19 protein-coding genes are annotated in these 20,820 nt (G+C 66.2%); 5 read left to right on the top strand and 14 right to left on the bottom strand.

Annotation, left to right across the window (positions count from 1 at the left end; genetic code table 11):
• Nucleotides 1-2: 2 nt before the first annotated feature.
• Complete coding sequence (locus QFZ61_RS11470) at nt 3-1,286, bottom strand: CapA family protein (protein ID WP_307036120.1); 1,284 nt, start codon at nt 1,284-1,286, stop codon at nt 3-5.
• 81 nt (nt 1,287-1,367) lie between these two features.
• Between QFZ61_RS11470 and QFZ61_RS11465 the strand changes: the two genes are divergently transcribed.
• Nucleotides 1,368-3,380 carry a M3 family metallopeptidase gene (locus QFZ61_RS11465; protein ID WP_307036118.1) on the top strand — a complete coding sequence of 671 codons (2,013 nt, stop codon included), beginning with the start codon at nt 1,368-1,370 and terminating at the stop codon, nt 3,378-3,380.
• Nucleotides 3,381-3,598: 218 nt separating this feature from the next.
• On the opposite strand, the gene pdxS is transcribed toward QFZ61_RS11465, so the two are convergent.
• From pdxS to QFZ61_RS11435, 6 genes are all read right to left on the bottom strand, one after another.
• Entirely contained in the window at nt 3,599-4,525 is a 927-nt protein-coding gene (pdxS, locus tag QFZ61_RS11460) for a pyridoxal 5'-phosphate synthase lyase subunit PdxS (RefSeq protein WP_307036116.1), read from the bottom strand.
• Nucleotides 4,526-4,689: 164 nt separating this feature from the next.
• Nucleotides 4,690-5,328 (bottom strand): phosphatidylinositol phosphate synthase, encoded by a 639-nt coding sequence (pgsA, locus tag QFZ61_RS11455; RefSeq protein ID WP_307036114.1) that lies wholly within the window; start codon nt 5,326-5,328, stop codon nt 4,690-4,692.
• The gene (locus QFZ61_RS11450) at nt 5,318-5,914 is read right to left on the bottom strand and encodes an HIT domain-containing protein (RefSeq protein WP_307036111.1); all 597 of its coding nucleotides are present in this window, start codon (nt 5,912-5,914) and stop codon (nt 5,318-5,320) included. The genes pgsA and QFZ61_RS11450 overlap by 11 nt, the downstream gene beginning before the upstream one ends.
• A 14-nt stretch (nt 5,915-5,928) precedes the next feature.
• Nucleotides 5,929-7,935 (bottom strand): threonine--tRNA ligase, encoded by a 2,007-nt coding sequence (gene thrS / locus QFZ61_RS11445; protein WP_307036109.1) that lies wholly within the window; start codon nt 7,933-7,935, stop codon nt 5,929-5,931.
• Nucleotides 7,936-8,060: 125 nt separating this feature from the next.
• A complete protein-coding gene (locus QFZ61_RS11440; protein ID WP_307036108.1) occupies nt 8,061-11,561 on the bottom strand; it encodes a DNA polymerase III subunit alpha in 3,501 nt (1,166 codons plus the stop codon).
• Nucleotides 11,558-11,887, bottom strand: coding sequence for a hypothetical protein (locus QFZ61_RS11435; protein WP_307036105.1), 330 nt, complete (start codon nt 11,885-11,887; stop codon nt 11,558-11,560). The genes QFZ61_RS11440 and QFZ61_RS11435 overlap by 4 nt, the downstream gene beginning before the upstream one ends.
• A gap of 154 nt (nt 11,888-12,041) precedes the next feature.
• Between QFZ61_RS11435 and QFZ61_RS11430 the strand changes: the two genes are divergently transcribed.
• Entirely contained in the window at nt 12,042-12,428 is a 387-nt protein-coding gene (locus QFZ61_RS11430; RefSeq protein ID WP_307036103.1) for a hypothetical protein, read from the top strand.
• 8 nt (nt 12,429-12,436) lie between these two features.
• Here the strand turns inward: QFZ61_RS11430 and QFZ61_RS11425 are convergent, their stop codons facing one another.
• From QFZ61_RS11425 to QFZ61_RS11415, 3 genes are all read right to left on the bottom strand, one after another.
• Entirely contained in the window at nt 12,437-12,763 is a 327-nt protein-coding gene (locus QFZ61_RS11425; RefSeq protein WP_307036101.1) for a chorismate mutase, read from the bottom strand.
• Between the two features lie 160 nt (nt 12,764-12,923).
• The gene (locus tag QFZ61_RS11420; RefSeq protein WP_307036099.1) at nt 12,924-13,670 is read right to left on the bottom strand and encodes an SOS response-associated peptidase; all 747 of its coding nucleotides are present in this window, start codon (nt 13,668-13,670) and stop codon (nt 12,924-12,926) included.
• 95 nt (nt 13,671-13,765) lie between these two features.
• Nucleotides 13,766-14,587: an MBL fold metallo-hydrolase gene (locus QFZ61_RS11415; RefSeq protein WP_307036097.1), complete on the bottom strand. Its 822-nt coding sequence runs from the start codon at nt 14,585-14,587 to the stop codon at nt 13,766-13,768.
• Between the two features lie 237 nt (nt 14,588-14,824).
• On the opposite strand from QFZ61_RS11415, the gene QFZ61_RS11410 reads away from it, so the two are divergent.
• From QFZ61_RS11410 to QFZ61_RS11400, 3 genes are all read left to right on the top strand, one after another.
• A complete protein-coding gene (locus QFZ61_RS11410) occupies nt 14,825-15,082 on the top strand; it encodes a mycoredoxin (RefSeq protein WP_011692168.1) in 258 nt (85 codons plus the stop codon).
• A gap of 127 nt (nt 15,083-15,209) precedes the next feature.
• Nucleotides 15,210-16,295: an S-(hydroxymethyl)mycothiol dehydrogenase gene (locus QFZ61_RS11405; RefSeq protein ID WP_307036095.1), complete on the top strand. Its 1,086-nt coding sequence runs from the start codon at nt 15,210-15,212 to the stop codon at nt 16,293-16,295.
• Nucleotides 16,292-16,939 carry an MBL fold metallo-hydrolase gene (locus QFZ61_RS11400; RefSeq protein WP_307036092.1) on the top strand — a complete coding sequence of 216 codons (648 nt, stop codon included), beginning with the start codon at nt 16,292-16,294 and terminating at the stop codon, nt 16,937-16,939. Before QFZ61_RS11405 ends, QFZ61_RS11400 begins: the two co-directional genes overlap by 4 nt.
• Before the next feature lie 141 nt (nt 16,940-17,080).
• Here the strand turns inward: QFZ61_RS11400 and QFZ61_RS11395 are convergent, their stop codons facing one another.
• The 4 genes from QFZ61_RS11395 to cycA all read right to left on the bottom strand — a co-directional run bounded on the left by QFZ61_RS11395 (nt 17,081) and on the right by cycA (nt 20,725).
• On the bottom strand, nt 17,081-17,314 hold the full coding sequence (locus tag QFZ61_RS11395; protein ID WP_307036090.1) for a hypothetical protein: 234 nt from the start codon (nt 17,312-17,314) through the stop codon (nt 17,081-17,083).
• Nucleotides 17,311-18,210, bottom strand: coding sequence for a methylenetetrahydrofolate reductase (locus QFZ61_RS11390; protein ID WP_307036088.1), 900 nt, complete (start codon nt 18,208-18,210; stop codon nt 17,311-17,313). The genes QFZ61_RS11395 and QFZ61_RS11390 overlap by 4 nt, the downstream gene beginning before the upstream one ends.
• A gap of 140 nt (nt 18,211-18,350) precedes the next feature.
• Nucleotides 18,351-19,259, bottom strand: coding sequence for a formyltetrahydrofolate deformylase (purU, locus tag QFZ61_RS11385; RefSeq protein WP_307036087.1), 909 nt, complete (start codon nt 19,257-19,259; stop codon nt 18,351-18,353).
• Entirely contained in the window at nt 19,256-20,725 is a 1,470-nt protein-coding gene (gene cycA, locus QFZ61_RS11380) for a D-serine/D-alanine/glycine transporter (protein WP_307036085.1), read from the bottom strand. The genes purU and cycA overlap by 4 nt, the downstream gene beginning before the upstream one ends.
• Nucleotides 20,726-20,820: the final 95 nt, after the last annotated feature.

Raw genomic sequence — 20,820 nt, 5'->3', positions numbered from 1 at the left:
GGTCAGCGCTCCTTACTGATCAGCAGTTCGTGGGCCCCTGCGGCTGCCGCGCCCATAGATTCCACGACGGCCTGGGTCCGCAGCCGGGTGGCCTTGTCCGCGGCCGGCCCTGCGCAGCTGCCCTGCGGCGCGTCCGACGCCACCGAGCACCAGCGGTAGGGTCCGCGCACAATGACCGAAGGCGCCCAGCCGAGGTCCGGGACCGTCCACTTGCCGGTGGCGTCCTGGCTGAACTGCGCCCGGACAAGCAGGCCCTCGTTGTTCACCACGTACGTCGGCGAGAGTTCCGTTACCCCGTTGCCCAGCCCGTAGACAATCCAGGTCCCCTTGTACTGTTCGATTGGCAGCACCGAGTGGGTGTGGTGACCGTAGATCATCGTGAACTGGCCGCTGTCCACGAGGGCATGGGCGACGCCGCGCTGCTCGGCGTTGGGCACGCTGGCGTATTCGTCGCCGGCGTGCATAACACCCAGCACGATGTCCGCGCCCAGTTCCCTCGCTTTCCGGGCCTTGGCGATCATTGCGGCAGGATCGAGCAGGTCCACCTGCCAGGCGTACTCCGGCGTCTGCCCGTTCAACCCGTAGGCGCCCTCAATCACGGCGACCTTGGCCGCGGCGGTTTGCAGGATGAGCACGCCCTGGGAGTCGGCTTGGCTGCGGTAGGAACCGGTATGTTGCAGCCCGGCGGCGTCGAGGGCGTCAAGGGTGCGGACCAGGCCTGCCGTGCCGCGGTCGATCGTGTGGTTGCTGGCCGTGGTGCAGGCCTGGTAGCCGACCTGCCGGGCGGCGGTGATGATCTGGGGCGGCACGTTGAACGACGGATAAGCGGAGAACGGGCCGGTGGGCCCGGCAACAGGCGTCTCCTGATGGCAGAGCGCAAGGTCGCTCTTCTCGATGTACTTGCGCTGGCCTTCTAGCAGCGGCCCGAAGTCCAGGCCCTTGGCTCCGGTGGCGAGGGCGTCGGCAGGGGTCTGCTCCCACAACTGGGCGTGGACCAGCATGTCCCCGGTCACCAGGACCGAGGCGCAGCGTACCGCCGGGCAGGCCGGCCCCTTCCCGGGCGTCGGGGTAGGCGTGGGAGTGGGGCTCGGCATGTTCGCCGTCGCGCCGGCAGTCGCCGTCGTCTGCCCGGCAGAGCCTGCCGCCGGAGATCCCTGCGCGTCGCCTCCCGGTCGGGCAACAAGGCCGCAGGAGGCCAGGGAAAGGGTCAGTAACACCGCTGCCGAGCCGGCGAGCAGCCGCCGGCCTGCCCGGGCATACTTCGGCCTTGGAACGAGGGTGTGCATGAGGCCATCGTACGGTGGCGTATGTCACAACACGCGCAGCATTTCGTTGAGAACTCCCCGTTTACATGAAAGAGTCATTTCATGACTAACCCCCTCCTGACTCCCAGCACCCTCCCGTACGGTCTGCCGCCCTTTGCCGAGATTGAGACCGGGCACTACTCCGAAGCCGTGGAGGCTGGTCTCGCAGAACACCTCGCCGAGATCGAAGCCATCATCGCGGATCCCGAGCCGGCAACGTTCGAGAACACCGCGCTCGCGATGGAGCGGTCCGGTCAGCTGCTGCACCGGGCGTCGGCGTCGTTCTTCACGATGGTGTCCGCGGACGCCTCAGACGCCATCCGTGAACTGGAGACCCGCCTGTCCCCTAAGTTTTCGGCCCACCAGGACGCCGTCTACCTGGACCGCGGCTTGTTCGAGCGCTTCGCCGCCATCAACACCGACCAGCTCGACGCCGAATCACGTCGGCTGGTGGAGGAGTACCTCAAGGAGTTCCGGCAATCCGGGATCCAGCTCGACCCGGACGGCCAGGAACGGCTCAAGGCCATCAACGCCGAACTCTCCACCCTCGGCACCGAATTCGGCCAACGCGTCAAGGAGGGCATGAAGTCCGCTTCGCTGCTCTTGGACGACGCCGCCGAGCTCGCCGGCCTGCCCGCTGACGACATCGCCAGCGCCGCAGAGGCCGCCCGCAACGCCGGGCACGACGGCAAGTACCTCCTCACCCTGATCCAGCCCAGCAACCAGCCGGCCATGGCCGCGCTGGAGAACCGCGAGGTGCGGCGCCGGCTCTACGAAGCCTCCATCGGCCGCGGCACCGGCGGCGGCAGCCTCGACGTGCAGGAGCTGGTCAAGGACATGGTCCGGCTCCGGGCCGAGAAGGCGAAGCTCCTGGGCTTCGCAAACTTCGCCGAACTCTCCGTGGACCAGCAGACCGCGCCCGACTTCCAGGCTGTCCAGGCCATGATGAACCGGCTGGCGCCCGCCGCCGTCCGGAATGCCGACACCGAGGCCGAGGCCCTGGCGGAGGTCGCCGGCCACCCGTTGGAGGCCTGGGACTGGGCCTTCTACTCGGCCCGGGTGAAGCGCGACCGGTACTCGGTGGATGAACAGGCGCTCCGGCCGTACTTCGAGCTGGACCGGGTGCTGAACGACGGCGTCTTCTTTGCCGCCAACGCCCTGTACGGCATCACCTTCACCGAGCGCCCGGACATGGTTGGCTACCACCCGGACGTCCGGGTCTGGGAAGTCAAGAACGCCGACGGCACGGAGCTCGGCCTGTTCCTGGGTGACTACTACACCCGGGATTCCAAGCGCGGCGGCGCCTGGATGAACTCCCTGATGGAACAGTCGGACCTGCTGGGCACCCGGCCCGTAGTGATCAACAACCTCAACATTTCCAAGCCGCCGGCCGGCGAACCCACGCTGCTGACCCTGGACGAGCTGCGCACCACGTTCCACGAATTCGGCCACGCGCTGCACGGCCTCTTCTCCTCGGTCACGTACCCGCGGTTCGCCGGCACCGCCGTCCCCCGGGACTTTGTTGAGTACCCCTCCCAGGTCAACGAAATGTGGATCATGTGGCCTGAGGTGCTGGCCAACTACGCCAAGCACCACATCAGCGGTGAGCCGCTGCCGCAGGAGACCGTGGACAAGCTCAACGCCGCCGAACTGTGGGGCGAGGGGTTCGGCACCACCGAATACCTGGGCGCCGCGCTGCTGGACCTGGCCTGGCACGTGCTGGACGGCACCGAGATCCCGGATGACGTCGTCGAGTTCGAGGCCAAGGCGCTGGCGGCTGCCGGCGTCGCGCACAGCCTGATCCCGCCGCGCTACCGCACCGGCTACTTCCAGCACATTTTCGCCGGCGGCTGGTACGCCGCGGGCTACTACTCCTACATCTGGAGCGAGGTGCTCGATGCCGAGACCGTGGAGTGGTTCAAGGAGAACGGCGGGCTGACCCGCGGCAACGGCGACTTCTTCCGCGCCGAGCTGCTGTCCCGCGGCAACAGCCGCGACCCGCTGGAGTCCTTCCGCGCCTTCCGCGGCCGGGACGCCCAGCTCGAACCGCTACTCAAACGCCGCGGCCTCGACTAATACCACCAGAACGCAAACGACGCCGGCCCGCCACCTGAAGAGGTGACGGGCCGGCTTCGTGGTCTAACTTAGAAGCGCGGAGACGGGCGGTGTGATCCGGCAGCGCGTTCGACTGCCTCTCCACAAACTCGGCGCCAGGGCGCCTCATTTATGGAGCCTCTGCAGTCTCTCTTACCCGCAGAGGATCGCGCCATCCGGCGCCCTCAACAGCGCGAAGGCTACCAGCCGCGCTCGGCGAGGCGATGCGGCTGCGGGATCTCGTCGACGTTGATGCCGACCATGGCTTCGCCGAGGCCGCGGGAGGCCTTGGCGATAACGTCCGGGTCATCGAAGAAGGTGGTGGCCTTCACGACGGCGGCGGCACGCTGGGCCGGGTTGCCGGACTTGAAGATGCCGGAGCCGACGAAGACCCCGTCCGCGCCGAGCTGCATCATCATCGCGGCGTCGGCCGGAGTGGCGATGCCGCCGGCGGTGAACAGCACCACCGGGAGCTTGCCGGAAGCGGCAACTTCCTTGACCAGGTCGTACGGTGCCTGCAGTTCCTTGGCGGCGACGTAGAGCTCGTCCTCGGGCAGGGCGGCGAGCTTGAGGATCTCGGCGCGGATCTGGCGCATGTGGGTGGTCGCGTTGGAGACGTCTCCGGTGCCGGCCTCGCCCTTGGAGCGGATCATCGCCGCGCCCTCGTTGATGCGTCGCAGCGCTTCGCCAAGGTTGGTGGCGCCGCAGACGAACGGAACGGTGAAGTTCCACTTGTCGATGTGGTTGGTGTAGTCCGCCGGGGTCAGGACCTCGGACTCGTCGATGTAATCGACGCCGAGGGACTGCAGGACCTGGGCCTCGACGAAGTGGCCGATGCGGGCCTTGGCCATAACCGGGACGGAGACGGCGTCGATGATCTTGTCGATCATGTCCGGGTCCGACATGCGGGACACGCCGCCCTGGGCCCGGATGTCGGCGGGAACGCGTTCCAGCGCCATCACGGCCACGGCACCGGCATCCTCGGCGATTCGGGCCTGCTCGACGTTGACGACGTCCATGATGACGCCGCCCTTGAGCATCTCCGCCATGCCGCGCTTGACGCGGCTGCTGCCCGTGACATTCTTCGCGGACGCGCCGGCTTCGCTGCTTACATCAGGTGTAGACACAAAAACCCCTATGGGTAGATAGATGACCTCACCGGGGCGCGGACGGCACGCAGACGACAATCTCGCATACACCAGCTCGCACACACCGGATTACCGGGAACCATTGGCCGGTAAGGCTAATACTAGTCCCCCGCCGCGGCCGGTTTGAATTCCGGTTACGGCCTTTAGGCGGCCTGTTCGCTCGCAGTGCCCTGGGTCTCCGCCAGCGACTGGCGGTGCACTGCGGCGATCCGCTGCACCACTGTCACGAAGCTGCCCAGGCCCAACAGGCACAAAGTGGCAAACAGGACCACCGTGGGCAGCCCGATTCCGGTGAACCCGGTGACCACCAGAACTGACACGAGCCGCTCGGCCCGTTCCGCGATGCCCACGTTGGCTGTAAAGCCCAGCGCCTCCGCTTTTGCCCGGGCATAGGACACGACCATGCCCAGCACCAGGCAGACCAGGGCGGCGATGGCGATCGGGGCATTCTGGCCGCCGGTGAAGAACCAGATGGCGACGCCGGCGAACAGTGCGCCGTCGGCGACCCGGTCCAGGGTGGAGTCCAGGAAGTTGCCCCACCGGCCGCCGCGTTCCTGCAGCCGGGCCATGATGCCGTCGAGGACGTCGGAGAAGATGAACGCGGTGATGAACAGCGTGCCCCACCAAAGCTGGCCCAGCGGGTAGAACACCAGGGCGCCGACCACCACGCCGGCGGTGCCGACGATCGTGACGGCGTCGGGCGAGACGCCCATCCGCAGCAGCCAGCGCGCCAGCGGCGAGAACAATGCGGTGAAGAAGCCGCGGGCGTGCTTATTCAGCATGGGTCGTCCCCTGGGGCCAGGCCTCGGCAACCTGTTGCCGGACGTCGCCCAGGGTCTGCGTGATCGCTTTGGTCTGCGCGATGATCGGGAAGAAGTTGCCGTCCCCGCCCCAGCGCGGAACGACATGCTGGTGCAGGTGGCCCGCAACGCCGGCCCCGCCGGTCACGCCCTGGTTCATGCCCAGGTTGAAGCCGCCGGGGTTCGCGACCTTGCGCAGCACCCGCATGGCCGTCTGCGTCAGCTCGGCAAACTCCGCAGTTTCCTCCACTGTCAGGTCCGTATAGTCCGGGACATGCCGGTACGGGCAGACCAGCAGGTGGCCGGGGTTGTACGGGAACAGGTTCAGCACCACGTAGCAGGACCGGCCGCGGTAAACGATCAATGACTCGTCGTCCCCGCGTCCCGGGGCCACGCAGAACGGGCAGTCGTTCTCGTTTTTGAACTGGTGCTGGCCGCCCTTGATGTACGCCATGCGGTGCGGTGTCCACAGACGCTGGAATGCGTCCGGGACGCCGGCCAGGTTAAAGTCGTCGGTCACGTTGTCGTCGCCCGGATAGTCCGGGCCGGCGCCTGTGGTCTCCTGCACGTGTTGCTCCCCCGCTAGCTGGTCCGGTTACGGACGGCGTCGACGATCCGCTGGACTGCCTCGGCGACGGGCACACCGTTGTCCTGGCTTCCGTCGCGGAACCGGAAAGACACGGCGCCGGCCTCGGCGTCGTCTCCGCCGGCGATCAGCACGAACGGGACCTTGTCCTTGCTGGCGGTGCGGATCTTCTTCGGGAAGCGGTCGGAGGAGATGTCCACCTCGGCGCGGATTCCGGCGGCCTTGAGCTGATCGACGACGTCGAACATGTAGTCGTTGAAGGCCTCCGCCACCGGGATGCCGACAACCTGCACCGGAGCCAGCCACGCTGGAAACGCACCGGCGTAGTGCTCGGTGAGAACTCCCATGAACCGTTCGATCGAGCCGAAGAGCGCGCGGTGGATCATGACCGGCCGCTGGCGAGTGCCGTCGGCGGCCTGGAACTCGAGTTCGAAGCGTTCCGGCAGGTTGAAGTCCAGCTGGATGGTGGACATCTGCCAGGTCCGGCCGATGGCGTCGCGCGCCTGGACCGAGATCTTGGGGCCGTAGAACGCTGCTCCGCCCGGATCCGGAACCAGTTCCAGCCCGGATTCCTGCGCCACCTCGGCGAGGGTCTGGGTGGCCTCCTCCCAGACTTCGTCGGATCCGACGAACTTTTCCGGGTCCTTGGTGGACAGTTCCAGGTAGAAGTCTTCGAGGCCGTAGTCCTTGAGCAGGCCCAGGACGAAGTTGAGCGTTTTGGTCAGCTCTTCCTTCATCTGCTCGCGGGTGCAGTAGATGTGCGCGTCATCCTGGGTCATGCCCCGGACGCGGGTGAGGCCGTGCACGACGCCGGACTTTTCGTACCGGTAGACGGAACCGAATTCGAAGAGCCGCAGCGGCAGTTCGCGGTAGGACCGTCCGCGTGAGCGGAAGATCAGGTTGTGCATGGGGCAGTTCATCGGCTTGAGGTAGTAGTCCTGGCCGGGTTTGCGGACGGTTCCGTCTTCGTTCAGTTCGGCGTCGATGTGCATCGGCGGGAACATGCCGTCGCGGTACCAGTCCAGGTGGCCGGAGACCTCGTAGAGATGGCCCTTGGTGATGTGCGGGGTGTACACGAATTCGTACCCGGCGTCGACATGGCGCTGGCGTGAGTAGTCCTCCATGGCCTTGCGGATGATGCCGCCCTTGGGGTGGAACACCGGCAGCCCGGAGCCCAGCTCGTCGGGGAAGGAAAACAGGTCCAGTTCGGCGCCGAGCTTGCGGTGGTCGCGGCGTTCGGCTTCGGCGATCCGCTCCTGGTAGGCCTTCAGGGCTTCCTTGGTGGGCCAGGCGGTGCCGTAGATGCGCTGCAGTTGCTTGTTCTTCTCGCTGCCGCGCCAGTAGGCCGCGGAGGACCGGGTCAGGGCGAAGGCGTTGGAGATCAGCTTGGTGTTGGGCAGGTGCGGGCCGCGGCACAGGTCGCACCAGACGGTGGCGCCTTCCTTGCGGTCCACGTTGTCGTAGATGCTCAGCTCGCCGGCACCGACCTCCACGGACGAGCCGTCAGCGTCGGAACCGGCACCCTTGAGGCCGATGAGTTCGAGCTTGTAGGGCTCGTCCTTCATGGCTTCGCGTGCTTCGTCCTCGGTGACGACGCGGCGGACGAACTTCTGGTTCTGGTTGATGATCTTTTGCATCATCTTTTCCAGGGTCTTCAGGTCCTCCGGGGTGAAGGGTTCCTCGACGTCGAAGTCGAAGTAGAAGCCGTCGGTGATGTAGGGGCCGATGCCGAGCTTGGCGTCAGGCCGGAGCTGCTGCACGGCCTGGGCCATGACGTGGGCGGTGGAGTGCCGCAGCACGTTCAGGCCGTCCGGGGAATCGATGGTGACGCCTTCGATGCTGGCGTCCTCGGGCAGCGGCTGGTCCAGGTCTTTCAGCTCGCCGTTGACTCGGGCTACTACAACGTCGCGGCGCTCAAAGAAGAGTTCCGCGCCGGTGGTCCCGGTAGTCACCTTGGTCTCTTCGCCATCGACGAGAAGGGTGATCTGCTGGGCATCTGACACGGGTGTCTCCTATTCACGGTTAAGGGCTTCATAGCTTGTGGCGTACGGGGACCACAGCCAGCCCCGTCCATGCTATCGGTTCTTGAGAGGCCAACCAACGCGGGGTGCCGGAGGAAAACGGCCGCTCAGCCGCCAAAGCCGGTGATGGCCAGGTTCCGGCGGATACCGTCCAGCGCACTTGGGGGTTCCGGTTCTGGAGGGCCCGACCCGCCGGTTGGCGGCTCGGGGAGGGGCAGGGTTTCCGTGCGGCTGAGGTCCCAGGCCATGGAGGCGCTGATGCTGATGCCCCGCGGACCGGTCCGGCGGGTGGTTCCGCGGATCAGCAGCAGCCGGGTGCTGAACAGCAGCGGCCCGGCCTGTTCCTGGGCTTCGTGGAAGAAGACCGAATCCACACAGCCGGTGCCGTCGTCGATGCTGATAAAGACCACCCGCCGGCCGCCCCGCATTGGCGGCGTCTGGGTGGCTACCCGCACCCCGGCCACCAGCACCTCGGTGCCATTGCGCAATCCCAGCAGTTTGTCCGCCGTCGTGACGCCGAGCCGGTCCAGCAGCGGCCGGTGGCTGTCCATCAGGTGCCCGCTGGCATCGACCGCCATCAGGTCCAGCTCGGCCCGGACGTTGTCCACCAGGCTGGGGGCCGGGAGCCCGCCCTGCAGGTTCTTGAGTTCGACGTCGCCCAGCGGCAGCGCCAGCTGTCCTTCGATAATCTCCGCGCCTTTGCGTTGCGGCCGGCTTTGCAGCAGCTGCAGGTGCTGGACCAGGTCCGCCCGGTTGGCTGTTCCGCCGGAGGCGCGGTGCAGCGTGTCGAAGGCCCCCAGCTGGGCGAGGCGCTGGATGCTGGGCTTGCTGATCCTGGCCCGGGCCCGCAGGTCCGCGAGGGAGTCATACGGTTGCCCGGCGACGAGCCGCTTCAGTTCCGCGCCGGAGAGTCCGAAAATACCGTTCAGGCTCAGCCTGATTCCGAGCCGGCCGCGGTCCGGCCCGGCGTCGACCCGCTCCACCCGGTATTCGGCCTGGCTGCGGTTGATGTCCAACGGCAGGATGGGGATCCCCAGCCGCCGGGCCTCGGCGACCAACAGCCGCTTGGGATACATGCCGGGGTCATGTTCCCACAGCCCGGCCAGGAACGCCTCGGGATGGTGGGTCTTGAGCCAGGCCGACTGGTAGGTGGGAACGGCAAAGGCAGCGCCATGGGCTTTGCAGAAGCCGAAACTGCCGAACGCCTTCAGGGTCCCCCACACTTTGTCCACCACTTCGGGGGTGTAGTTCCGGGCCTTGGCCTCGCGGCGGAAGAATTCCTCCACCTTCCCTTCCAGGACGTCATTGCCGAGGGCACGCCGGAACTCGTCCGCCCGGGCCAGCCCGCAGCCGGTCAGCACGTCAAAGGTCTTGAGGATCTGTTCGTGGAAAACGGTCACCCCGTGCGTTTCCTGCAGCACCGGCTTCAGGTCCGGGTGCGGGTAAACCTCCGGGGCAAAGCCGTGGCGGTGTTCCAGGAAAGGCCGGACCATGTCCGACTTCATCGGCCCCGGCCGGAACAACGAGATGTCAATGATGAGGTCGTTAAATTCCCGGGGCGCCAGCTTGCCGATCAGCTCCCGCTGGCCCGGGGATTCGATCTGGAAACAGCCCAGCGTGTGGGTGCTGCGGATTAGCTCGTAGGTGGGCTCGTCATCGAGCGGAACCGCATTGAGGTCGATGGTGCCGTCTGCGGCGATGTACTCCGGTCCGGTGCCGTCCGGTCCCACCGGATGCCGGCCGGCCGCCACCACCTCTGCCTTGGAGGGGTGCAGCCGGATGACCTCCCGGACCGCGAAGGCCATGGCGGATTGCATCCGGACGCCCAGGACATCGAGTTTGAGCATCCCCATCGGGTCCATGTCGTGCTTGTCGAACTGGCTCATCGGCAGACCCAGGCCGCTGGGCTGGACCGGGGTACGGTCCAGCAGCGTGGCATCACCCAGGATCACCCCGCACGGATGCATCGAAATGTGCCGGGGCAGCCGGTCCAGCCGTTCAGTAAGGTCCACCAGCAGGTCCAGCTGCTGGTTTTCGGTGAAGTCACGCTGCTCCACCCGACCGGCAAATTCCTTTAGCTCGGGTTTTTCCACCAGCGCTTCACGGAAGTTCCGGGCCGAAAACCGCCACAGCTGTTTGGCGATCTCGTCTATGTCCCCGCCGTCCATGCCCAGGGCCAGGCCGGCGTCCCGCACGGCGCCCCGGGCCCGGTAGCCGTTCTGCATGCTCATCAGCGTGACGCGTTCGGAGCCGAAACGCTCAAAGATCTTCCGGTAGACGTTGTGCCGTTCGGCGCTTTCGACGTCGATATCAATGTCCGGCAGGGTGGCCCGGTCCCGGGAGAGGAAGCGTTCAAAGATCAGGTCGTGCTGCAGCGGGTTCACCTGGCTGACATCGATCAGGTAGTTGACCAGGCTGGAGGCTCCCGAACCGCGGGCAGCGGCCCGGACTCCCATGTCCTGGATCATCCTGGACACCTCCGCCACGGTCAGGAAGTAGGAGGCGAAACCAAGGCTGTCAATGATCCGCAATTCGTGACCCAACCGGTCGCGCATCTCCTGGGCCGCCCTGCCGGTCATGCCCGGGAAGCGCCGGCTGATGCCTGCCTCGCAGCGCTGGGTCAGCTCGACCAGCGGGTCTCCGACAATCCCGATCACCGCAGCCTCCGGGACAACCGGCTGCTTCCAGCCCATGTCCGTAACCGGATCCATCCGACAACGGTCCGCGAGCGCCTCGGTATGCGCCAGCAGGCTTTTCAGGTCCGCCGCACCGAACCCTGCGGCGTGCATGATCTCCTGACCCAGCCGCACCATCTGCGCTGACGATTTCAGCCAGGCCTGCCCGTTGGGTTGCAGCAGCGGCGCGGCGGAAAGCTCCGGCAGGGATTTGAGGGTCCGGGCTGAATCAAGCACATCCGCCGTCGCGGCCCCGTCCTCAGCGACATACCGCACGGCGTTGCTCAGCACAGCGGGAACCCCGTACTCGGCCGCAAGTTTGAGCATCCGCACCGCATGGGCCGTGCTCAGCGGCTCCCCGGGCGGGCTGAGCTGTGAGACCACCTCAGCGGCAAGGGTCCCGGCCGGCATGGCGTCCAGCCAGCGTTTGAAGAGCGTTCGGGGGCGCAGGTAGCGCCGCCCGCCCATGGCACGTCCGACGTCGGAGTCCGGACCGACCAGCACGGTCAGGACCGGCTGACCGGTCTCCGAATCCATAGCGCGGGAAGCCAGCTCCGCCCGGGTCACGGCGGCGGGGACCACTCCCCCGGCCTTGCCCGTGGTGCGGGCGTGGGCATCGGAGACCAGCCGGCACAGCGCGCGGTATCCGGCGCCGCGGTTTTGCCCGTGCGCCAGGACGACGACGCGTCCGCCCAGCTGGGTGCGGAGGTCGCCGTCGTCGTCGAACACGGCGAGATCCACCCCCACCACCGGGTCAAGCCCCGCGGCCATGCAGGCCTTCAAATGCTTGACGGTTCCATACAGCCCGTCGCGGTCCGTACAGGCAAGCGCCGTGGCGCCGTCCGCGGCGGCAGCCGCAGCAAGTTCGTCGGGCCAGGACACTCCATAGTGGGCACTGAACGCGGTGGAGACGTGCAGGTGGGTGAAACTCATGCCGATTCCGGTTTCCGCTGTGCCGGCAGGGCATCATGGGTCCGCAGCAGCCGCCAGCGGCCGCTGCGCACGTGGCGGCTCAGGTCAAGGGTCAGCGTCACCTCGGGGTTCCCGGGGTCCCGGACCTGGAGGCGCCAGATTTCGGAATCCACCAGGCCGGGACCGCTGCCCAGCGGTGCACGTTGTTCTTCGACCCACCACTGGCGTCGTTCAAACCAGCGGACAGGCTCGGCGCAAAGCTCATAGTGCCGGCCTGCCCAGTCAAGAGACACCGGCTGACCGGCAGGGGTGCAGGCGACGTCAACCGACTCGCTGAACATCCCCATGGCGCCTCCCGGACCGCGGAACCCCATGCTGAAACGTGCGGTTCACTGAATAAGTATTCGAATATATCTTCGAACACTTCCAGTCTACGACGGCCGCAGGACAAAACCTAGATCGGGGCTGGACGGAGGAATCTCCAGAGAGCAGGATGGTGGAATGAGCTCCCACAGCGCACTCCTGAAGCACGTAAGCATCGCCGCCAAAGACTCAACCTTGGAGGCGAAGTTCGATATAGACGGCAATATCCCGAGTTCAGGTGCCTATGTGGTGGGGCTCGTGGCGGCAAGTCCGGACCATTCCCACCAGCGGCGGATGGAAATCGAGTTCATGAATGGCGAGGCCGTGTCCTTTTTCTGCTTCAGCCACGACGGCACGGAGGAGAACTTCGACCTCAAGGGGGTTGAGCACTCCGGCAACACCATCACCGGAAACTTTCCGCTCAGCACAGTGATGGGCCTGACCAAGGGCCACCTGATGACGGCCTACAGCGACTGCGAAGGCAGGGAGTACCAGGCCAACGTACCCGTCGAAGAAGCTCTCTAGCCCCGGTCCTAGCTGCTGGCCTTGTAAACGTCGAGCTCAAGTTTGATGAAGGCCTCGATCATGGCCCGGTAGGTCTGCTCGACAATGTCGGGGTCGACCTCTTTTTGCTCGGCCGTGGCTTTCACGTGCTCCAGGACCCGCTCCACGCGGCCGGGAGCGCGGACCTCGGCGCTGTCGGATTTCAGGGTTCCCGCAATCCGGATCAGCCGTTCCCGCCGGCCGATCAGTGCGACGATCTGCTCATCCACCTCATCGACCGCCACGCGCACCGCAGCGAGTTGCTCCTTGTCGGCCTGGGTGGCTTTATCTTCTGAGTGGTTTGTCGACATGCGCATGACAGTATCGAAAGATGGAACCGCGAGTCGACTTCATCTCACTGGATGTCCGCAGCGTTGAGGTGACGGCTTCCGCTGGGAGGTCGCGTTCAATCCCAGCTGGGCCGTCGACGCCGGCGGCAACGTGACGATCTAGCCGGATACACCGCGGCAGAGTCTCCTAGAACAGGCTGCCGACCGGCTCAATCAACTCAGGGGAATCATTTCTGACGTTCCCAACGGCCTTGCTGACGGCGTCGATCCTCCAGCCTTCGGCAACGTCATGCGCGTTGACCCGGACGATTCCCACCAGTTCGGCAGCATCCTGGGCCTGCGGGTCCAGCCACTTCTCCATGGTCGCCCGGTCCATCGGCAAGGGAACGCGGTCATGCAGGGCCGTGAGTTCGGCCAGCATTCCGCCCGCGTATCCTTCCGGCGGGGAGTCCGTGGTGAGAATTGAGGTCGAGAGCAGCCAGCGTTCGGGGTCGTCCTCGCCCTTTGAGGGGTCTTGCCACCATTCATAGAGACCGGCGAAGACCACCGGAGTCCCGTCCTTCGGGTGGACATAGTAGGGCTGCTTGCTGCGGCCCTCGCCCTTCCACTCGTAGTAGCCGTCGGCCGGGACCGCGCAGCGCCGGGTCCGGGTGGCCTTCCGGAACGCAGGCTTCTCCAGCACGCTTTCGCTGCGGGCGTTGATCATTTTCGAGCCGATGCCGGTGTCCTTGGCCCAGGACGGCACCAGGCCCCAGCGTGCGATGTGCAACTGCCGCACCGGACTGCCGTCCACCAGCCGCTCCAGCAGGATCGGCACGTCAGCGGTCGGGGCGACGTTCCACGAAGGCGGAACAACGACTTCCTCCTCGAGTTCGGCGTCGAATTGGGAAAGCAGGTCCCCGACGGCCCGGGCCATCACGTAGCGTCCACACATGGCACCAGCATGCCATCGGGCGCAGCCAGGGGATAGCCCGGCAAACATTTCCACCGGTGTCAGGCAGGCAGTGACTCCGGAACCGGCAGCCGCCGCTAGTCGGCCGCCTTGTTCTGCTCTCTTTGGCCGAACTGCTGCACCTGCCAGCTGTGAATGTCGGTCAACCAGCCCACCGGGGCGGCGGGACCGACCCGCGGATCATCAGCGACGCCGCCGTCCCGCAGCGCCTCCAGGTACGCGCGGTCCTGGCGGATTCGGACCTGCAGCTGTCCGGCCCCGCCCACGGAGCCGTGGCCGGGGATGACAGCGACGACCTCGCCGGCCACGCTGTCGAACACCGATAGCGCGGCGAGGTAGTCCTCAATCGGATTCACCGGCCCCGGATCGAGGAACGGCATCAGGAGATCGGAAAGCATGTCCCCGGCGATGAGGACGCCGGGTCCCTCAACCAACAGCGCCGCATGGCCTGCCGCGTGAGCCTGGTGTTCGATGATCCGCACTGCTGGGCCATCCCAGGGAACTTGCCGCGCGCCGGCGGGCAGTCCGGTGACCAGGCCGAACAGTTCCATCGGGATGTCCGCGGCGAACTCCGACGGCAGCACCGACGCGACGCGTTCCTTCCAGTCAGGATCCGACAGCAGCTCGCGGAGAGGCGCCGCGCAACGGGCTGTACCGAACCGGGGCACGTCGCCGAACATCTCGTGCCAAAGCACGTGGTCCCAATGAGGATGGGTCGAAAAGCCGGCCGCGACGGGCAGTCCACGTGCGCGAAGGTCCTCGGCGAGGCCGGCCATCTCGGCACGCGTTATCCCCGGGTCGATGAGCAACACACCGGCCCCGCCCTCCACAACGACGGAATTACTCCGGAGGAACCCGCTTTCGTGAACGAAAACGCCCTCGACCACGTGCTTCAGCATGAAACGCCGCCCGCTTGAGGTCCGCACCCGCCCTGCAGGGACGGTATTACCCGGCGGCGCCAGACCGCAAGCACTGTGGGGAAAACGGCCGGCGAGGTAGGGAGCCGGCGAGGTAGGGAGCCGGCGAGGTAGGGAGCCGGTGCTGCTGCGGGAATAGGGTCCCGCGGGTTACGGTTATTGAAAGTGACATCAGACTTATCAGTCGGCCACCCCGGCAACCAGCTTGAGGAGAACTTCGTGGACTTTACCCCCGAATCCGGCACCATCACCATGTTTTCGACCACCTGGTGCGGCTACTGCAACCGGCTCAAGAAGCAGCTGGACGCCCAGGGCATCGGGTACACCGAGATCAACATCGAAGAAGTCGAAGGCACCGCCGACCTCGTGGAGCAGCTCAACGGCGGCAACCGCACCGTCCCGACCGTGCTGTTCCCGGACGGCACCGCAGCCACCAACCCCTCCGCAGCCGAAGTCAAGAGCCGCCTCGCGGCCTGAGCCGTCGGCTTAGGCCACACCGCAGGACATTCCACAGACACCAGCGACGGCGCGGACTCCCGGATCATCCAGGAGCCCGCGCCGTCCCGCTTTCCGCCAGGGAAGCGGTACGAAAGGAGCCACCCCTATGGTCCATAAAGTCCAAGGCGCCGTTGTCCGGTCCAAGAACGCCCCCGTCACCCTGGAGACCATCCTGGTTCCGGACCCCGGGCCCGGGGAGGCGCTGGTGGACATCCTCACCTGCGGCGTCTGCCACACCGACCTGCACTACAAGCAGGGTGCGATCAACGACGACTTTCCGTTCCTGCTGGGCCATGAAGCCACCGGCGTGGTCAGCGCCGTCGGTCCCGGCGTCACCGAGGTGGCACCGGGCGACCGCGTCGTGCTCAACTGGCGCGCCGTCTGCGGCGAATGCCGGGCCTGCCGCCGGGGCGAACCCCAGTACTGCTTCAACACGCACAACGCCGCGCAGAAGATGACCCTCGAGGACGGCACGGAACTCACCGCCGCCCTGGGGATCGGCGCGTTTGCCGAAAAGACCCTCGTCGCCGCCGGCCAGTGCACCAGGGTTGACCCCGAGGCCGATCCGGCCGCCGTCGGGCTGCTCGGCTGCGGCGTGATGGCTGGCATCGGCGCCGCCATCAACACCGGCAACGTCCAGCGCGGCGATTCCGTCGCCGTCATCGGCTGCGGCGGCGTGGGCGTGGCTGCCGTCGCGGGAGCCGCGCTCGCCGGCGCGACGACCGTGATCGCGGTGGACATCGATGCCAAGAAGCTCGACCGGGCCAAGGAACTGGGCGCCACCCACACGGTGGACTCCTCCGCCGCCGACCCCATCGAGGCGATCCGGGAACTGACCGGCGGCTTTGGCGCCGACGTGGTGATCGACGCCGTCGGCCGCCCCGAAACATACAAGCAGGCGTTCTACGCCCGTGACCTCGCCGGCACCGTTGTCCTCGTAGGGGTGCCCAGCCCGGAAATGACCCTGGAACTGCCGTTGCTTGATGTCTTCGGCCGCGGCGGCTCGCTGAAGTCCTCCTGGTACGGCGACTGCCTGCCCTCCCGCGACTTCCCGATGCTGATCGACCTGTACCGGCAGGGCCGGCTGGACCTGGACGCCTTCGTCACGGAACGGATCACGATCGAACAGATCGAGGAAGCGTTCGAGAAGATGCACGGCGGCGCCGTCCTCCGCTCGGTGGTGGAGCTGTGAGCGGCGCCTCCGGAGCCGGCCTGAAGATCGAGCAACTGGTCACCTCGGGAACGTTCTCGCTCGACGGCGGAACCTGGGCTGTGGACAACAACGTCTGGATTGTCGGCGACGATGAGCAATGCCTGGTGATCGATCCGGCGCACGACGCCGCCGCCATCGCGGCCGCCGTCGCCGGCCGGAAAGTCACGGCGGTCCTGCTCACCCACGGCCATGACGACCACATCGCCGCCGTCGGTGAATTCCGCGAACTGGTCAACGCCCCGGTCTACCTGAACCGTGAGGACTGGATGCTGTGGGAGCGTGTCTTCCCGGGCACCGAGCCGGACCGCGCCATCGCCGACGGCGACACGTTCGACGTCGCCGGCGCCCGTCTGGTGGCGTTCGCCACGCCGGGGCACTCCCCCGGCTCGGTGAGCTTCTACCTTGAGAGCGAGGGCACGGTCTTCACCGGCGACACCCTGTTCCAGGGCGGCCCCGGCGCCACCGGACGGTCTTTCAGCGACTTCCCCACCATCATCGAATCCATCAAGTCCCGGCTGCTGACGCTGCCTGCGGACACGGTGGTGCGGACCGGGCACGGGGATTCGACCAGCATCGGGGCCGAAGCGCCGCACCTTGAGGAATGGCTGGCGCGGGGCCACTGACACCGCCCCGGCCGATGCACGGCCCCGGCCCCGGCCGATGCACGGCCCCGGCCCCGGCCGATGCACGGCCCCGGCCGCGGCCGATCCGGGGGCGGTCACCGGCCGACCAGGGGCGGTCACCGGGTAAGAACCTGCTCCTTGCTAGCCCACTTCGATCAGGACCGGGTCGTCCCGGTGGAACATGCGGCGGCCTTCGAAGCCGTTGAACAGGATCCACAGCGCTGACCCGTCCGGCATCGTACTGTCAACGGTTCCCTGGCCCACGTACGTGCCGCCCACGGTGATGCGCACCGGCAGGCCCCGCGGAAGCCTGGTCCAGGGCGGCCGTGGCCGGGGGTGCCGGGACTCATCGGCCCGGAGCCGGGTCGTTTTCACCGGCCGCGTCCCCGCGCTGGTGCCGCTGCCGGGGTGGCGCGAACCGAGGGTCCGGCGCTTGAGTACGGCTCAAGGTTGTTGAACGTGTACAGGTGGACCCCTGCCAGCGCCGGCTGGAAGACGGACAACTCGGACACGAGCCGCCGGGGCGAGTAATTGCCTCCCTCGAGGAACCGCCGGGCGAGCGGACCCCTGCGGCTGATGAACCGCAAGGAAGGCCCGACGCCGATCCGGGTCGCCTGAGCTATGAGCTTGGCCCGCGGTACTGACCCGGCGACTCCGGCCCACACCGGCAAGGTGACGCCTTCACGGCGCAGCAGCTCGACGTACCAGCCGATCCGGGCGGCCGAGAAGCACATTTGTGTAACGACGCTGGCGGCGAGGTGCTGTTTTTCCAGCAGGGCATCAAGCATGTGGAGCTGGCTCTGATGGGGATGTTCTTCCGGGTAGCCGGCCACGCCGACAGCGATCCGCCCGGCGGAGATCTGGGCGATGTCTTCCAGTATCAGGGCGCTGCTCGCGTACGGGCCGTCAGTGCGCGCCATGTCACCGCCGACGGCGAAAATTTCGGTGATCCCGCCGCCCTCACACTCCCGGAGGATGCCGGTAAGTTCAGCGCGGCTCTCGACGCTTCGCGCGGCCACGTGCGGCACCACGTCATATCCCAGCCCGCGAAGCTGGAGCGCCGTCTGGACAGTGGGACGAACCCCGCGGTGCGGCAGGCAGGTGACCGTCAGCGCCGATCCCGGCGGGATGCTGGCGTGGACCCGGCCGACGATACCGTCGGCCGGAATGATTTCCAGCCGTGCCGGAATCGGATCCCCAGGCCCGGCGTCGCGGGGTGAGGGAAGAGTGGATGCAGGGCCAAAAATGGGTGCAGGAGAATGAACCGTCACAAGAAACTCCAGGAAAAGGGCGGCGCAAAGCGCCGGGAGGACATGCCTGAACGTCGGGTCCGGGAACCAAAGCCGACAGGTTGATCATGCGGTGCCACCCGGATGACCGGATGGCACCGCACGTCCGAGCGGGAGCCGTCTCAGCGAAGAATGACGGTCCTGTTGCCCGAAAGAATGATGCGTCCTTCGGAATGCCACCGGACGGCGTTCGTCAGCGCCTTGCATTCGGCGTCGCGGCCCACCGCGACCAGATCCGCCGGCGTGTAGGTGTGATCCACCTCGATCACCTGCTGGGCAATGATCGGGCCCTCGTCCAGTTCGGAGTTGACGTAGTGCGCTGTTGCTCCGACGGTCTTGACCCCCCGTTCATACGCCTGGTGGTAGGGCTTGGCGCCCTTGAAGCTCGGCAGGAAGGAGTGGTGGATGTTGATGGCTTTCCCGGTGAGCCGGGCGGTGAGGTTGTCACTGAGGACCTGCATATAGCGGGCCAGGACGACGAGCTCGACGTCGTACTTATCGACCACGTTCAGCAGCGTGGCTTCGGCCTCCGGCTTGGTTTCCCGGCTCACAGGCACATGATGGAACGGGATCCCGTGCCAGGCGACGAGGTCCTCGTGGTCCTGGTGGTTGGACACGACGGCGACGATCTCCACCGGCAGGTCGCCGATGCGGGCCCGGAAAAGCAAGTCGTTCAAGCAATGACCGTACTTGGAGACCATGACCAGGATCCGCTGTTTCCGGCCGTGCCGTTCCAAGCGCCAATTCATCTTCCACTCCGCCGCCACGGGAGCGAAGTCTTCCCTAAGGTCTTCGACGCTTACAGCGGCCGCAGAGACGAAGTGGGCCCGCAGGAAGAAGTGCTCCACCTGCCGGTCACCGAACTGCTTGATATCCACAATGTTGCAGCCGTGGTCCAGGAGGAACTTGGAAACCGAGCTAATGATCCCGGGCGATTCGGCACAGTCGAGGGTGAGCACGAACTCCGTACCCGGCGCCTCCGGCTGTTCCGCGGCCGGGCTACCGGACGGTGCCGCCGATTCGAAGGTCATTTGCTGTCCACCGCCCGACGGTCCGCAGCGACATCCTGCTCGGACTGCAGGTCCGCCTGGAACGCCTGGTAGCGGGCCAGGTGGCTCGGCCGCCGGCGCAGGACAGCCCATGCCACGCCGAGCACAACGAACCAAACCGGCGTCACGAGCAGCGCCTCCAGCGTGTCCGTCTGGGTGGTGAGCGCCCACAGCACGAAGGCGAAGAACGCAAAAACTACCCAAACCATGGGCACGCCGCCCGGCATTTTGAACTTGGATGCGGCGTGCAGGTGGGGACGGCGACGGCGGAAGGCCAGGTAGCTGGCAAGAATGATCGACCAGACGAAGACGAAGCAGACCGCAGACACGGTGGTGACCATCTCGAAGGCCTTACCGATGTTGTCCCCCGCGTACATCAGTACGACGCCGGCGAGCAGCAGCACGCAGGATAGGAACAGGGCGTTCTGGGGTACTTTGCGGCGGGACAGGGCGCCGAAGCGGGATGGCGCGTCGCCTTCCTGGGCGAGTCCGTAAACCATCCGGGAAGTGGAGTAGATCCCGGAGTTAGCCGAAGACATTGCCGAGGTCAGGACCACCAGGTTGACCACCGTGGCTGCGGCGCCGAGGCCCGCTAGGGAGAACATGGCAATGAAGGGGCTGTGGCCTGCGGCGAACTGGGTCCACGGGATAACGGACATCAGGATGATCAGCGCACCGACGTAGAAAAGCAGGACGCGGATCGGGATGGAGTTGATGGCCTTGGGCAGGTTCTTCTCCGGATCCTTGGCCTCGGCCGCCGTCGTGCCTACGAGTTCAATGCCGACGAAAGCGAACACAGCAATTTGGAAGCCGGCCACGAAGCCCATGAACTCGTTCGGGAAGAAGCCGCCATGACTCCACAGATTCGTGAAGGTGGCCGGGCCGGCGTCGGAGCTGAAACCGCTGAAGATCATGAACAGGCCGACTACGATCAGCGCCGCAATGGCGATGATCTTGATGAGGGCGAACCAGAACTCGGTCTCGCCGAAAGCCTTCACCGTCGTCAGGTTCAGCAGCAGCAGGATGGCGATGGTCACCAGGCCCGGGATCCACAGGGGCACTCCCGGCCAAAGTTCCTTAGAGTACCCGGCAATGGCAATAACGTCTGCAATCCCGGTGATCACCCAGCAGAACCAGTAGGTCCAACCGGTGAAGAAGCCGGCCCACGGGCCGAGCAGATCGGCCGCGAAATCGCTGAAGGATTTGTAATGCAGGTTGGACAAAAGCAGCTCGCCCATGGCCCGCATGACGAAGAAGAGCATGAAACCGATGATCATGTAGACGAAGATGACCGATGGTCCGGCTGCCGAAATGGTCTTGCCGGAGCCCATAAACAGGCCCGTGCCAATGGCGCCGCCGATCGCAATCAGCTGAATGTGCCGATTGCTGAGTTGGCGCTCGAGGTGGGGAGCTTCAACCTTGGCTGAAGCTGGTGTATGAATCGTCATAAGGAACTCCATCGTTCAAGTGGCATTTCAGTGCCACAATGATTCGGGTTCCTCCCCGCTCTGTCTGGGACCTGAGAGTTTCCGCGGGTCCTGCC

This window comes from Arthrobacter sp. B3I4 (assembly GCF_030816855.1).
GTDB lineage: Bacteria > Actinomycetota > Actinomycetes > Actinomycetales > Micrococcaceae > Arthrobacter.
The sequence above is the reverse complement of the archived record's forward strand: the minus strand, read 5'-3'. Positions and strand labels throughout refer to the sequence as shown.